Source organism: Bacteroides sp. OM05-10AA (genome assembly GCF_003439055.1).
Classification (GTDB): Bacteria; Bacteroidota; Bacteroidia; order Bacteroidales; family Bacteroidaceae; genus Bacteroides; species Bacteroides intestinigallinarum.
In genome coordinates this window covers 120,613-134,832 of sequence record NZ_QSUR01000014.1, presented here as the reverse complement: position 1 = coordinate 134,832, position 14,220 = coordinate 120,613, and the positions used below count along the sequence as shown (strand labels likewise).

Here is a 14,220-nt window from a genome sequence, read left to right as displayed (position 1 = left end):
ATTAAACAAAGAAATTTATGACAAGAATTGGATTATTATCTGATACTCACGCTTACTGGGACGAGAAATATCTGGAATATTTTGAACCATGTGACGAAATCTGGCATGCCGGAGACATCGGTTCGCTGGAAGTAGCGGAAAGGTTAGCCGCCTTCCGTCCATTCCGGGCGGTATATGGAAATATTGACGGACAGGAAATCAGAAAGCTGTATCCGCAAATAAACCGTTTCACGGTGGATGGTGCAGAAGTACTGATTAAACATATCGGCGGTTATCCGGGGAAATACGATCCTTCCATCATCGGCAGTCTGATGACACGTCCGCCCAAACTTTTTATCAGCGGACATTCTCATATATTAAAGGTGAAATATGATAAAACGCTGGATATGTTGCATATTAATCCGGGAGCTGCCGGCATGTCCGGTTTCCACAAGGTGCGGACTTTGGTACGTTTTGTTATCAACCAGGGGGCTTTTCAGGACTTGGAAGTCATCGAATTGGCGGACAAATAAAATAAATGTTCCTGCCAGATTGAAAAATTATTTTAAAATTTTGCCACGTCGGAATTCTTTCCGACCTTTGCACGCAGTTAATGAATAACTCAGACGAACATGAAAGGAATTATTCTAGCCGGTGGTAGTGCCACCCGACTTTATCCGCTCTCTAAAGCGATTTCCAAACAAATCATGCCTGTGTATGACAAGCCGATGATTTATTATCCGTTGTCAACACTTATGTTGGCAGGAATACGCGAAGTGTTGATTATTTCGACTCCACGCGATTTGCCGATGTTCCGCGACTTATTGGGAACGGGTGAGGAACTGGGTATGTCTTTCTCCTATAAAATTCAGGAACAACCTAACGGACTGGCACAAGCTTTCGTATTGGGAGCCGATTTCCTAAACGGCGAACCGGGCTGTCTGATTCTTGGGGATAATATGTTTTACGGACAGGGCTTCTCCGCCATGCTCCGCCGGGCTGCCAATATAGAAAAGGGCGCCTGCATCTTCGGTTACTACGTGAAAGACCCGCGCGCTTATGGTGTAGTGGAATTTGACGAACAGGGAAAAGTGATTTCACTGGAAGAAAAGCCGGAAGTGCCGAAAAGTAATTATGCCGTTCCGGGACTTTATTTCTACGATGCCAGTGTGACGGAAAAAGCAGCGGCTCTTCGTCCTTCAGCACGTGGAGAATATGAGATAACAGACTTGAACCGTCTGTATCTGGAAGAAGGTACATTGAAAGTGGAACTCTTCGGACGCGGATTTGCATGGCTCGATACGGGTAACTGCGACAGTCTGCTGGAAGCTTCCAACTTCGTGGCCACTATTCAGAACCGCCAAGGTTTCTACGTCAGCTGCATTGAAGAAATCGCCTGGCGTCAGGGATGGATTCCGACGGAGCAGTTGCTTCTACTGGGTCAACAGCTCGAAAAAACCGAGTATGGAAAGTACCTTATCGAATTGGCTAAACAATCCTAAAATCAACATAAAGAATAAAATATGAAAACTTATCTAGTGACCGGTGCCGCAGGATTTATCGGGGCAAATTACATCAAGTACATCTTAGCCAAACATAACGACATCAAAGTCGTGATATTGGACGCTTTGACGTATGCAGGTAACTTAGGAACGATTGCCAAAGACATCGACAACGAACGCTGTGTCTTTATCAAAGGAGACATTTGTAGCCGCGATGTGGTAGACGGTCTTTTTGCTGAGTATCGTTTTGACTATGTGGTGAATTTCGCTGCCGAGAGCCATGTGGACCGCAGCATTGAAAATCCGCAACTGTTTCTGATTACCAACATTCTCGGAACACAGAACTTACTGGATTGTGCACGCCGTGCATGGGTGATGGGGAAAGACGAACAAGGATATCCGACCTGGAGAAAAGGTGTACGCTATCATCAGGTATCTACCGATGAGGTGTATGGTTCATTGGGAGCCGAAGGGTATTTCACTGAAGCAACTCCGCTTTGTCCTCACAGCCCGTACAGTGCTTCTAAGACAAGTGCAGACATGGTGGTAATGGCTTACCACGACACTTATAAAATGCCGGTAACGATTACCCGTTGCTCCAACAACTACGGTCCGTACCACTTCCCGGAAAAATTGATTCCGTTGATTATCAAGAATATCCTCGAAGGAAAGCATCTCCCCGTCTACGGTGACGGTAGCAATGTGCGCGACTGGCTTTATGTGGAAGACCACTGCAAAGCAATCGACCTCGTTGTGCGTGAAGGTCAAGACGGAGAAGTGTACAACGTTGGTGGACACAACGAGAAAACAAACCTCGAAATCGTGAAACTGACAATTTCGACTATCCACCGTCTGATGGCAGAAAATCCCGAATATCGTCAGGTTCTCAAAAAGAAAGTGAAAGACGAAAACGGAGATATTTCAATCGACTGGATCAACGAAGATCTGATTACTTTCGTTAAAGACCGTCTGGGACACGACCAACGTTATGCTATCGACCCCACCAAGATAACAAATGCCTTAGGATGGTATCCCGAAACTAAATTCGAAGTCGGTATCGTAAAAACAATCGAATGGTATTTAGCCAACCAAGCTTGGGTGGAAGAAGTTACCAGCGGAGATTATCAAGGTTACTACGAAAAGATGTACGGGAAAAATTGAGAATTGAAAAATAATACTATTGCACAGCATTATAAGCGCAGCCATTTCTCAATTTTTAATTCTCAATTCTCAATTTATCAACATTCCTATTGCAATAAGAATACCCATAAGCAGCATATTACGCGAAGTCTCGCCTAATATGCTGTTTAATTTTTTACCGCTGTATATTTTCACCATCCGTTTCCAGGTAAGGAAATGAGGGATCAGATAAAGTTGCGGAAGAAAAGCGGCGTAGAAATGACCTTCACGAAGGAAACACAAGCAGAGAAGAGAAGCGGTAATCCCCAGCATCAAATAAAAATAGCGACCGAATTTCTCGCCGAAACGAACGATCACTGTCCTTTTTCCACTGCGTGCATCCGCTTCGCGGTCACGATAATTATTGACTACCAACAATGTATCGATAAGCAGTCCGCAGATTAAAGAGGCGATAGTGACATCCGGTGTCCAAGTTAGCGCCTGTACGTAATATGTTCCGCCTACGGGTACAAAGCCGAAAAAGACAATCACCAATACATCGCCCCAACCGTTGTAAGAAAGAGGATAAGGACCGGTGGTATAAAGAAAGGCAAATAACACACAAAGCACTCCTACGATAATCAATTCCCACCCGGCAAAGAAGAGTAACGTACAGCCGATAAGGCAGGCAAGAGCAACTGTAATAACAATCCCGGTTTTCATCGCTTGCGGAGAAATCCATCCTTGCGCACAAGCACGTTCGGGGCCTAACCGGTCTTCCCGGTCTGTTCCTTTGAGGAAGTCGAAAAGGTCATTGATGAAATTAGCGGCAATTTGCATCAGACTTGCAAACAGACAGCAGATCAGTGCAGGCAACCAGTGAAAACGTCCGTCCATTGCAGCAAGAGCAGTACCTATCATAACCGGAGTTATGGCCCCTGTCAGCGTTTTGGGACGTGCAGCTAATATCCATGCTTGTAGCGAGTTACGCTTTACTTCTTCCATACTTTAATATATTATAAATAGTTTTGACGGACAAAGATACATGATTTTTCGTATCTTTGCACCCCGAAAAACTTCAAACTAAGAGAAGATGAAGAAAATAAAAACAATCTACCCTGTTATCCTGTTGACATTGCTTTTGCTGGTTTCCTGTAAATCGAAAAAGAATATGGTGTCTACCTTGCCACGCCCTGTTTTAAATTCAGATTCTATTTATCCGGATACGGCTAATGCCATAGCCGGGTTATTCTCCCCCGACCACTCGCAACTCAAAGAGCTGAATGTTTCCAAAAACAAAAAGCAGAATACAAAGAAAAAGACTTCTACCGATACACACGAATCATCGGATCTGGTACTGCGGGGAACAAAAATCACTTCTTCCAGCGTAGATGTATCTTCTGTCTATACCGGAGTGGACCGTGTAGTAAAATATGACTTTACCCACCGCGATGTTCCCGAAGCCTTCGAAGGTTTCCGTATCGCTTTCATTTCCGACTTACACTACAAAAGTCTGCTGAAAGAAAAAGGTCTGAACGACCTTGTCCGCCTACTGATTGCTCAAAAGGCTGATGTTCTTCTAATGGGTGGTGACTATCAGGAAGGTTGTGAATATGTGGAACCTTTGTTTTCCGCACTGGCACGCGTAAAAACGCCGATGGGAACTTATGGGGTAATGGGCAATAACGACTACGAACGTTGCCACGACGATATTGTGAATACAATGAAACATTACGGCATGCGTCCGTTAGAACATGAAGTAGATACGCTTCGTAAAGACGGGCAGCAGATCATTATCGCTGGAGTGCGCAATCCTTTTGATCTGGGGCGCAACGGAGTATCGCCTACTCTGGCACTCTCTCCCAAAGATTTTGTCATCTTACTGGTTCATACTCCGGATTACATAGAAGATGTTTCAGTAGCTAACACCGACCTTGCCCTGGCAGGACACACCCACGGCGGACAAGTCCGTGTATTCGGAGTTGCCCCGGCACTTAACTCACACTATGGCAATCGTTTCATCACCGGACTGGCATATAATTCTGCAAAAATACCTTTGATTATAACAAACGGAATAGGAACCTCCAAATTACCAATCCGTGTTGGTGCTCCGGCAGAAATCATCGTTATTACTCTTCATCGATTGACGGAGTAAACTGATAGCTTCCCAGACCTTTGGATGCACAAAATATCGAACATCTTTCCCTGCATCCAATGCTTCTCGAATAAAAGTAGAACTGATTTCAAATACAGGGGAATGAACGAGACGCACCGTTTCCAGCAATTCCTCCTCTTTGACGGGAAAGCCGGGACGGGGGTAAATAAGAATCTGATTCTCTTTAATGATACGTTCGGACTGATACCAATATCCAAAACGTTCCCAATTATCGGAACCGATAATGAAATAAAACTCGCGATCGGGAAATGTCTCGCGCAGTTTCTCCAACGTATATACACTATATGAGGGGCGAGGCAAATGAAACTCAAAATCTGAAGCCTGAAAACGAGGATAGTCACTGATGCTCAACTTTACCAGTTCGAGACGTAATTCATCATTCCATAACTTCTCCTGTGCCTTCAAAGGGTTCTGTGGACTCACCATAAACCAGATCTCATCCAACCCTTCATACTCGCAAAGGTAGTTGGCAAGAGCAAGATGTCCGATATGAATCGGATTGAATGATCCGCTGAAGATTCCGGTTTTAAGTTTAGTCATTATATAATCAATTTTAGAGTCACCTTTATGGATGATTCAATTACTGCGATTTGCTCAAATGAGAAAATAGAACTTACACATTCAGCAAATCTTTAAATCCTTCTATCGACTTATTGGGCTCAAACTCTATAATTTGATAATCAGCAATTTCGTTAAAAGGATCTTCTTTAATTATTTCTTCCACCTCTACCCTATCTGTAGCCCGGCAGAGAATCACACCTCCTGTACGAGGAATTTGTGGACCAGAGGCAAGAAAGTTTCCAGCATTATAATATTTATCAAGAAAACGACAATGTGCATCCAATAATTCGAGTACTTTTTCGATAGGAGCTTTATAGGTCAAAATTAACACAAACATATTCTAATGCTTTTAGTTTCTCTATGAAGAGATACTCATTTAGAAAACCCTAAGAATTTAAAAACTCTCTGATAACTTTCAAAGCTTCCGCTTTAGCAGCTTCCAAATCGTCATTGACAATCACACGATCGAATTGCGAAGCAAAACCCAATTCATATTCCGCCTTAGCGATGCGACTTTCAATCACTTCCGGCGCATCCGTTCCGCGTCCTTCCAACCGGCAGCGTAATTCTTCCACCGAAGGCGGCTGGATAAACACCGACAACGCACGATCACCATAAAACTTCTTGATATTGCATCCGCCAACCACATCTACATCAAACACCACATTCTGACCCGCTTCCAATTGCTTTTCTACCTGCGCTTTCAGCGTTCCGTAATAACGGTCCTTATACACCTCCTCATACTCCAGAAATTCGTTGTTCTCAATGCGTTGGCGAAATTCTTCCGGTGTAAGGAAGAAATATTCAACCCCATGCTGCTCCGTTCCACGCGGAGGACGGCTGGTAGCAGAAATTGAAAACGCTAAATTCAAATTCTGCGTCAGCAGATAATTGATGATAGTAGATTTGCCCGAACCCGACGGAGCAGAGAAAATAATTAGCTTACCGGTCATAAGTTTAATGAAGAATTAAGAATTAAAAATGATAGATACTGCTTTACATCACGTTCAGCACCTGTTCCTTAATCTGTTCCAGTTCATCCTTCATCTGAACTACGATCTTCTGCATTTCAGCATGATTGGACTTGCTGCCTAACGTGTTGATCTCCCGACCCATTTCCTGGGCGATAAAACCGAGTTTCTTACCTTGTCCGCTACCACCTTCCATCGTACTGATGAAATATTTCAGATGGTTGCTAAGACGTTGTTTTTCTTCGTTGACATCCAGCTTTTCGATGTAGTAAATCAGTTCCTGTTCCAGACGATTCTTGTCGTAGTCTACGCTTAACGTCTTTTCGAGAGCATCAGTGATGCGTTCCTTCACTTTCTCTACACGTTCTTTCTCGTAAGGAGCAATCTGTTCGAGCAAGCTGTTGATGTTGGCAATCTTCTCACGGAATTTCTTTTCCAATGCAGCCCCCTCCTGTTTGCGGAAATCGACCAAATGACTGATGGCTTCAAGTATGGTAGCATGCACCACGCTCCATTCCTCTTCCGTCAGTTCCTGGATTTCCGTTTTCGTCATCACGTCCGGCATGCGGAGCAATAGTTGAAGCCAGTCTTCCGGTGCGGGACAAGGAATCCCCAGTTCGCGGCTTATCGAATCCAACTGGCTATAATAACTTTTCAGCACATCCTTATTGATGGGAGCAGCATCCGCGCCCTCCTTCTTCTCTATCCACAGGCTGAAGTCAGCTTTTCCACGTTCCAGAACTTTAGAAATCTCATTACGGATTTCAATCTCTTTTTCACGATACGCCGGAGCGATGCGAGTGGACAAATCCATTGCCTTGCTGTTGAGCGACTTGATTTCTACATTTATTTTTTTATCAGGAAGTTCGGCCGTAGCTTTACCGTATCCTGTCATAGACTGTATCATAACCTTAAAGTTTTGTGCAAAAGTACACGAATATTTTAAGAATTGGAAATAATCATGTAAATTTGCGACAATTTAATAAGCTGATTTTTATGTCGTGTATACTGAATATTGAAACCTCTACCTCTGTTTGCTCGGTAGCGGCCAGTCAAGACGGACAGACGATTTTTGTGAAAGAAGACTTGAAAGGCCCTTCACACGCCGTGTCTTTAGGAGTTTTTGTAGATGAAGCATTGTCATTCATAGACAGTCATGCCATCCCTTTGGATGCCGTTGCAGTGAGTTGCGGACCGGGTTCGTACACCGGACTCCGAATCGGGGTTTCTATGGCGAAAGGAGTTTGTTACGGGCGCAATATCCCCTTGATCGGTATCCCGACGCTGGAAGTATTGAGTGTTCCGGTGCTGTTGTATCACGACTTGCCCGAAAACGCTTTGCTTTGTCCGATGATCGACGCCCGCCGCATGGAAGTATATGCAGCCGTCTATGACCGTCGTCTACAAGTGAAACGTGCAGTTGCCGCCGACATCGTAGATGAGAACTCTTACCTGGAGTTCCTGAACGAACAACCGGTTTATTTCTTTGGAGACGGAGCCGACAAATGCCGCGAACAGATCACGCATCCGAACGCACATTTTATCGACAATATCCATCCGTTGGCTAAAATGATGTTCCCACTGGCAGAAAAAGCAGTGGCCGATGAAGACTATAAAGACGTGGCTTACTTCGAACCTTTCTACCTGAAAGAATTCGTTGCCTCCATGCCGAAAAAGCTTCTTTAGATGATAGATGACAGGTGATAAATGATAGATGGTACGATCAATGGTTCACTCGTCAAGTTTTTAATTTTTAATTTTTAATCTTTAATTGTCACAAGATGCAATACAATACTCAACAGAAAAGAATGCCGCTTCCCGAATACGGACGTAGCATCCAGAACATGGTAGATTATGCGTTGACCATTCAGGATCGTGCAGAACGTCAGCGTTGTGCCAACACCATCATCAACATTATGGGAAATATGTTCCCTCATTTGCGTGATGTACCCGATTTCAAACACAAGCTTTGGGATCACCTGGCTATCATGTCCGGTTTTGAGCTGGATATTGACTACCCGTATGAAATCATCCGCAAGGACAATCTGGTGACCCGCCCGGACCATATCCCCTACTCCACCGCCCGTATGCGTTACCGTCACTACGGACATACGCTGGAAGTACTGATAAAAAAAGCGATCGAATTCCCTGAAGGAAACGAAAAGAGAAACCTGATCGCCCTTATCTGCAACCACATGAAGAAGGATTACCTGGCATGGAACAAAGATACAGTGGACGACAAAAAGATTGCCGAAGACCTGTACGAACTGTCCAACGGGGAACTCCAAATGACCGACGATATCGTCCGGCTGATGGCAGAACGCCTGAACCAGAACTATCGTCCGAAGACGAACTATACCAACAATCGTCAGAACAATAAAAGAAGATACTAAACACTTTATACTTAATACTAAAAAAATTAATGGCTTCATTTGTAATCGAAGGAGGACATCGGCTTAGCGGAGAAATCCACCCGCAAGGAGCTAAAAACGAAGTTTTGCAGATAATCTGTGCCACGTTGCTGACCGCAGAGGAAGTAACGGTGAACAATATACCTGACATTCTTGATGTCAACAACCTGATTCAGCTCTTGCGGGAGATGGGAGTGACGGTTGCAAAGAAAGGCATTGATTCTTATAGTTTTAAAGCAGAAAATGTAGACCTGGCTTATCTGGAAAGCGATGAATTCCTGAAGAAATGTTCCAGTCTGCGAGGCTCTGTGATGCTTATAGGTCCCATGGTGGCACGTTTCGGCAAGGCATTGATTTCCAAGCCGGGAGGAGATAAAATCGGTCGCCGCCGTCTGGACACTCACTTTGTAGGTATTCAGAATTTAGGGGCCGACTTCCGCTACGACGAAGAGCGGGGTATCTACGAAATAACGGCCGACAGACTTCAAGGAAGCTATATGCTACTGGATGAAGCATCCGTCACCGGAACAGCCAACATCGTCATGGCAGCCGTACTTGCCAAAGGTACGACCACCATTTACAATGCCGCCTGCGAACCCTACGTGCAACAACTCTGCCGGTTACTCAACCGGATGGGAGCCAAAATCAGCGGTATCGCATCCAACCTGCTCACCATCGAAGGTGTGGAAGAACTGCACGGCACGCAACACACCGTACTGCCCGACATGATTGAAGTGGGCAGCTTCATCGGCATGGCGGCAATGACGAAAAGCGAAATTACCATCAAGAATGTTTCTTACGAGAATCTTGGAATCATCCCCGAGAGCTTCCGCCGCCTGGGCATCAAGCTCGAACAGAGAGGAGACGATATTTACGTTCCCGCACAGGAAACATACCAGATAGAATCATTTATCGACGGCTCCATCATGACGATAGCCGACGCCACCTGGCCGGGACTGACTCCCGACTTGCTAAGTGTGATGCTCGTTGTAGCCACACAAGCCAAAGGCAGCGTACTGATCCATCAGAAAATGTTCGAAAGCCGCCTGTTCTTTGTGGACAAACTGATCGACATGGGTGCACAGATCATTCTCTGCGACCCTCACCGGGCCGTAGTCATCGGACACAACCACGGCTTCAAGCTGCGCGGTGCCCGCCTGACTTCACCGGATATACGTGCCGGTATCGCCCTTCTGATTGCCGCCATGAGTGCCGAAGGAACCAGTACCATTAGTAACATTGAACAGATAGACCGTGGTTATCAGAACATCGAAGGACGTCTGAACGCTATCGGAGCCAGAATCACCCGGATATGATAAAGAAAGAAGAAGTATACAAGATAGGATTATTCAATAAACCGCACGGCATCCACGGCGAATTGCAGTTTACCTTCACGGACGATATTTTCGACCGTGTGGACTGTGATTACCTGATATGCCTGCTCGATGGCATCTTCGTGCCTTTCTTCATCGAAGAATACCGCTTCCGTTCAGACTCCACCGCCTTGGTGAAACTGGAAGGAGTCGACAGCGCCGAACGTGCCCGAATGTTCACCAACATTGAAGTCTACTTCCCTGTGAAACACGCCGAAGAAGCGGAAGACGGCGAACTATCATGGAACTTCTTCATCGGTTTCCGGATGGAAGACATCCATCACGGACTTCTGGGAGAAGTCATAGATGTAGATACCACTACGGTAAACACCCTTTTCGTGGTTGAAGGAGCGGAAGAAGAGGAACTGCTCGTTCCCGCCCAGGAGGAATTTATCGTAGGAATAGACCAGAAACAGAAACTCATCACGGTGGAACTTCCCGAAGGGTTGCTCAATCTGGAGGAATTGGAAGATGACCGGTGAGAACGAATCAAACGATGAGCCGCTCATCCACTGAAAATAGTAAATAGTAAATCGTAAAAACAGTAAATACCCGAGATGCCAAAGAGAAGACGAAGTAAAGCTTTCTGGAAAAATTTCAAGTTCAAGTATAAACTAACGATCGTTAATGAAAATACACTTGAAGAAATTGTCGGACTTCGTGTATCCAAGCTCAATGGACTTTCCGTATTACTTTGCGTGCTGGCGGTGCTCTTCCTGATCGCTTCCTGCATCATCGCCTTCACCCCGCTGCGCAACTACCTCCCCGGATACATGAACAGTGAAGTCCGTACACAAATCGTGGACAATGCCCTGCGTGTAGACTCTTTGCAACAAGTGCTCAACAAGCAGAATCTTTACATCATGAACATTCAGGATATCTTCAGTGGAAAAGTACCCATCGACAGCGTACAGACACTCGATTCGCTGACCGCTGCCCGCGAAGACACACTGATGGAACGTACCAAACGTGAAGAAGAATTCCGTCGTCAGTATGAAGAGAATGAAAAATATAACCTGACCTCCATCACTTCCCAACCGGACGTGACCGGACTCATTTTATACCGTCCGACACGAGGTATGGTGTCCGACCACTTCAATGCCGAAAAGAAACATTACGGCACCGACATCGCCGCCAATCCCAACGAAAGCGTACTGGCAACCATGGACGGAACCGTCATCCTAAGCACATACACCGCCGAGACGGGTTACCTGATTGGCGTACAACATAACCAGGATTTAATTTCAATCTATAAACACTGCGGCTCCCTCCTGAAAAAGGAAGGTGAACGCGTGAAAGGAGGCGAAGCCATCGCTCTGGTAGGAAACAGCGGCACACTTAGTACAGGGCCGCACCTCCATTTCGAACTTTGGTATAAAGGTCATCCGGTAAATCCCGAAAAATACATCGTATTTTAAGTGATAATAGAAAAATGAATATAGAGACTAACAAAAAGAAAAAACAAATAGCTATCCTGGGCTCAACAGGCTCCATCGGGACGCAGGCTCTGCAAGTCATCGAAGAACATCCCGACCTGTACGAAGCCTATGCGCTGACAGCCAACAACCGCGTGGAACTACTGATTGCCCAGGCACGGAAGTTCCAGCCGGAAGTGGTAGTGATAGCCAACGAAGAAAAGTATTCCGAACTGAAAGAAGCATTGAGCGACCTGCCTATCAAAGTGTACGCAGGCACAGACGCTATCTGTCAGATTGTAGAAGCAGGTCCCATCGACATGGTGTTGACAGCCATGGTCGGTTATGCCGGACTAAAACCAACCATCAACGCCATCCGCGCCAAGAAAGCGATTGCGTTGGCCAATAAAGAAACATTGGTAGTAGCGGGTGAACTGATTAATCAGTTGGCACAACAATATCGCACTCCGATTCTGCCGGTAGACTCTGAACACTCTGCTGTTTTTCAGTGTTTAGCGGGAGAAGTGGGTAACCCGATTGAGAAAGTGATATTGACAGCCTCCGGAGGTCCGTTCCGCACTTGCACCTTGGAACAGCTGAAATCCGTCACAAAGACGCAAGCCTTGAAACACCCCAACTGGGAAATGGGAGCAAAAATCACAATCGACTCCGCTTCCATGATGAATAAAGGTTTTGAGGTAATCGAAGCCAAATGGTTGTTCGGTGTTCAGCCTAGCCAGATCGAAGTGGTGGTACATCCACAATCAGTCATCCACTCGATGGTGCAGTTTGAAGACGGAGCTGTCAAGGCACAACTTGGGATGCCGGATATGCGCCTGCCCATCCAGTACGCATTCTCCTACCCCGACCGTATCAGCTCTTCTTTCGACAGACTCGATTTCTCCCAATGCACGAATCTGACGTTTGAGCAACCCGATACGAAACGGTTCCGCAACCTGGCACTCGCCTACGAAGCGATGTATCGCGGAGGGAATATGCCCTGTATCGTCAATGCTGCCAATGAAGTAGTGGTAGCCTCTTTCCTGAAAGACGGCATCAGCTTCCTCGGCATGAGCGACGTAATAGAGAAAACAATGGAACGGGTTGCCTTCATCGCCAATCCGACATACGACGATTATGTAGCTACGGATGCGGAAGCAAGGAAAATAGCAGCCAGTCTGATATGATCCGCTTCATCCCATTGATGAACAAAGAAAATAAAGAAATTGATTAGTATTAATATAAATTGAAAATAGCCTTTATATCCTCTCTTTGGTAGAGAATTCGTTGAAGGCTTTAAACTGTAAATAGACTATATGGAAACATTTTTGATTCGTGCCCTGCAATTGATTATGAGCTTATCCTTGCTCGTTATCGTTCATGAAGGCGGGCATTTTCTTTTTGCCCGTTTGTTTAAGGTGCGTGTAGAAAAATTCTGCTTATTTTTTGACCCTTGGTTCACCCTTTTTAAGTTCAAACCCAAGAAAAGTGACACAGAGTATGCAGTAGGGTGGTTGCCATTGGGCGGTTATGTCAAAATAGCCGGTATGATTGATGAATCGATGGATACCGAACAGATGAAACAACCCGAACAACCGTGGGAGTTCCGCTCCAAGCCGGCGTGGCAACGTCTGCTGATAATGGTGGGTGGCGTACTGTTCAACTTCCTGTTGGCACTGTTCATCTACTCCATGATCCTTTTTGCATGGGGCGACCAATATATAAAGGTACAGGAAGCTCCTCTTGGTATGGAATTCAACGAGACTGCCAAAGCGGTAGGTTTTCAGGACGGTGATATCCTCCTTTCTGCCGACGGTGTTCCTTTCGAACGTTATGATGGCGACATGTTGAGCCAGATTGCCGATGCACGTGAAGTAAGCGTCATCCGTAACGGAGCAAAAGCCTCCGTCTATATCCCGGAAGACCTGATGCAACGCCTCTTGGCAGACAGCGTCCGCTTCGCCTCCTACCGTTTCCCGTATGTTATAGACAGCGTAATGGTGAACTCTCCTGCCGCACAAGCAGGAATCCAGGCAGGTGACAGCATCATCGCCCTGAACGGAACCCCGATCTCTTTCTCCGACTTCAAAGAAGCGATGGCAGAACGCAAGAAAAACGAAGCGACCCTGCTCAAAGACAGCATAGACCCGCGCCTAATCACGCTGACTTATGTGCGTAACGGTGCAACAGACACACTAAGTATGCGTGTAGACTCCGCCTACCTGATGGGGGTAACCGCCTGTCTCGTCACAGACCGTCTGCTCCCTATGGTAAAAAAAGAATATGCCTTCTTTGAATCCTTCCCCGCAGGTGTCTCCCTCGGTGTAAAAACCCTGAAAGGCTATGTAGGAAACATGAAATACCTCTTCTCGAAAGAAGGAGCCAAACAGCTGGGCGGCTTCGGAACGATCGGCAGCATCTTCCCCGCTACCTGGGACTGGCATCAGTTCTGGTATATGACTGCCTTCCTTTCCATCATCCTGGCTTTCATGAACATCCTCCCTATCCCCGCATTAGACGGTGGCCACGTGCTCTTCCTCTTCTACGAGATGATAGCCCGCCGCAAACCGAGCGACAAGTTTATGGAATACGCCCAGATGACCGGTATGATTCTGCTCTTCGGTCTGTTGATATGGGCTAACTTCAATGATATTTTGCGATTCTTCTTCTAGTGAGCGCAACAATAGAAAGTATACACAAAGAATAAGAGGAA

General features: G+C 45.9%; 16 protein-coding genes. 11 read left to right on the top strand and 5 right to left on the bottom strand.

Going from position 1 to position 14,220, the window contains the following annotated elements:
- The first annotated feature begins 17 nt into the window (after positions 1–17).
- The 3 genes from DXB58_RS13040 to rfbB all read left to right on the top strand — a co-directional run bounded on the left by DXB58_RS13040 (position 18) and on the right by rfbB (position 2,642).
- Entirely contained in the window at positions 18–512 is a 495-nt protein-coding gene (locus DXB58_RS13040; protein WP_008650393.1) for a metallophosphoesterase, read from the top strand.
- Positions 513–611: 99 nt separating this feature from the next.
- Positions 612–1,481 carry a glucose-1-phosphate thymidylyltransferase RfbA gene (gene rfbA, locus DXB58_RS13035; protein WP_004296806.1) on the top strand — a complete coding sequence of 290 codons (870 nt, stop codon included), beginning with the start codon at positions 612–614 and terminating at the stop codon, positions 1,479–1,481.
- A gap of 21 nt (positions 1,482–1,502) precedes the next feature.
- Positions 1,503–2,642 carry a dTDP-glucose 4,6-dehydratase gene (gene rfbB / locus DXB58_RS13030; protein ID WP_008998738.1) on the top strand — a complete coding sequence of 380 codons (1,140 nt, stop codon included), beginning with the start codon at positions 1,503–1,505 and terminating at the stop codon, positions 2,640–2,642.
- Between the two features lie 69 nt (positions 2,643–2,711).
- Here rfbB and DXB58_RS13025 read toward each other — a convergent pair whose 3' ends face one another.
- A complete protein-coding gene (locus tag DXB58_RS13025; protein ID WP_008650392.1) occupies positions 2,712–3,605 on the bottom strand; it encodes a 1,4-dihydroxy-2-naphthoate polyprenyltransferase in 894 nt (297 codons plus the stop codon).
- Between the two features lie 88 nt (positions 3,606–3,693).
- Here DXB58_RS13025 and DXB58_RS13020 point away from each other — a divergent pair, with 88 nt between their 5' ends.
- Positions 3,694–4,755 carry a metallophosphoesterase gene (locus DXB58_RS13020; protein WP_122137004.1) on the top strand — a complete coding sequence of 354 codons (1,062 nt, stop codon included), beginning with the start codon at positions 3,694–3,696 and terminating at the stop codon, positions 4,753–4,755.
- Here the strand turns inward: DXB58_RS13020 and nadD are convergent.
- The 4 genes from nadD to DXB58_RS13000 all read right to left on the bottom strand — a co-directional run bounded on the left by nadD (position 4,690) and on the right by DXB58_RS13000 (position 7,215).
- On the bottom strand, positions 4,690–5,316 hold the full coding sequence (gene nadD, locus DXB58_RS13015) for a nicotinate (nicotinamide) nucleotide adenylyltransferase (RefSeq protein ID WP_122137003.1): 627 nt from the start codon (positions 5,314–5,316) through the stop codon (positions 4,690–4,692). The two genes, DXB58_RS13020 and nadD, sit on opposite strands and share 66 nt — an antisense overlap.
- Before the next feature lie 73 nt (positions 5,317–5,389).
- Positions 5,390–5,674 carry a YciI family protein gene (locus DXB58_RS13010; protein ID WP_122137002.1) on the bottom strand — a complete coding sequence of 95 codons (285 nt, stop codon included), beginning with the start codon at positions 5,672–5,674 and terminating at the stop codon, positions 5,390–5,392.
- 49 nt (positions 5,675–5,723) lie between these two features.
- The gene (gmk, locus tag DXB58_RS13005) at positions 5,724–6,290 is read right to left on the bottom strand and encodes a guanylate kinase (RefSeq protein WP_122137001.1); all 567 of its coding nucleotides are present in this window, start codon (positions 6,288–6,290) and stop codon (positions 5,724–5,726) included.
- Between the two features lie 43 nt (positions 6,291–6,333).
- Positions 6,334–7,215, bottom strand: a complete 882-nt coding sequence (locus DXB58_RS13000) for a YicC/YloC family endoribonuclease (protein ID WP_122137000.1) — start codon at positions 7,213–7,215, stop codon at positions 6,334–6,336.
- Positions 7,216–7,304: 89 nt separating this feature from the next.
- Here DXB58_RS13000 and tsaB point away from each other — a divergent pair, with 89 nt between their 5' ends.
- The 7 genes from tsaB to rseP all read left to right on the top strand — a co-directional run bounded on the left by tsaB (position 7,305) and on the right by rseP (position 14,179).
- Positions 7,305–7,994: a tRNA (adenosine(37)-N6)-threonylcarbamoyltransferase complex dimerization subunit type 1 TsaB gene (gene tsaB / locus DXB58_RS12995; RefSeq protein WP_122136999.1), complete on the top strand. Its 690-nt coding sequence runs from the start codon at positions 7,305–7,307 to the stop codon at positions 7,992–7,994.
- Positions 7,995–8,089: 95 nt separating this feature from the next.
- A complete protein-coding gene (locus DXB58_RS12990; RefSeq protein ID WP_004296797.1) occupies positions 8,090–8,701 on the top strand; it encodes a DUF4290 domain-containing protein in 612 nt (203 codons plus the stop codon).
- A 29-nt stretch (positions 8,702–8,730) separates the two neighbouring features.
- Complete coding sequence (gene murA, locus DXB58_RS12985) at positions 8,731–10,035, top strand: UDP-N-acetylglucosamine 1-carboxyvinyltransferase (protein WP_004296796.1); 1,305 nt, start codon at positions 8,731–8,733, stop codon at positions 10,033–10,035.
- Entirely contained in the window at positions 10,032–10,574 is a 543-nt protein-coding gene (rimM, locus tag DXB58_RS12980; RefSeq protein WP_122136998.1) for a ribosome maturation factor RimM, read from the top strand. Before murA ends, rimM begins: the two co-directional genes overlap by 4 nt.
- Before the next feature lie 75 nt (positions 10,575–10,649).
- A complete protein-coding gene (locus tag DXB58_RS12975) occupies positions 10,650–11,510 on the top strand; it encodes a M23 family metallopeptidase (RefSeq protein WP_122136997.1) in 861 nt (286 codons plus the stop codon).
- A 14-nt stretch (positions 11,511–11,524) separates the two neighbouring features.
- Positions 11,525–12,694 (top strand): 1-deoxy-D-xylulose-5-phosphate reductoisomerase, encoded by a 1,170-nt coding sequence (locus DXB58_RS12970; RefSeq protein ID WP_004296793.1) that lies wholly within the window; start codon positions 11,525–11,527, stop codon positions 12,692–12,694.
- A 129-nt stretch (positions 12,695–12,823) separates the two neighbouring features.
- Positions 12,824–14,179 carry an RIP metalloprotease RseP gene (rseP, locus tag DXB58_RS12965; protein ID WP_004296792.1) on the top strand — a complete coding sequence of 452 codons (1,356 nt, stop codon included), beginning with the start codon at positions 12,824–12,826 and terminating at the stop codon, positions 14,177–14,179.
- The last annotated feature ends 41 nt before the right edge of the window (positions 14,180–14,220 follow it).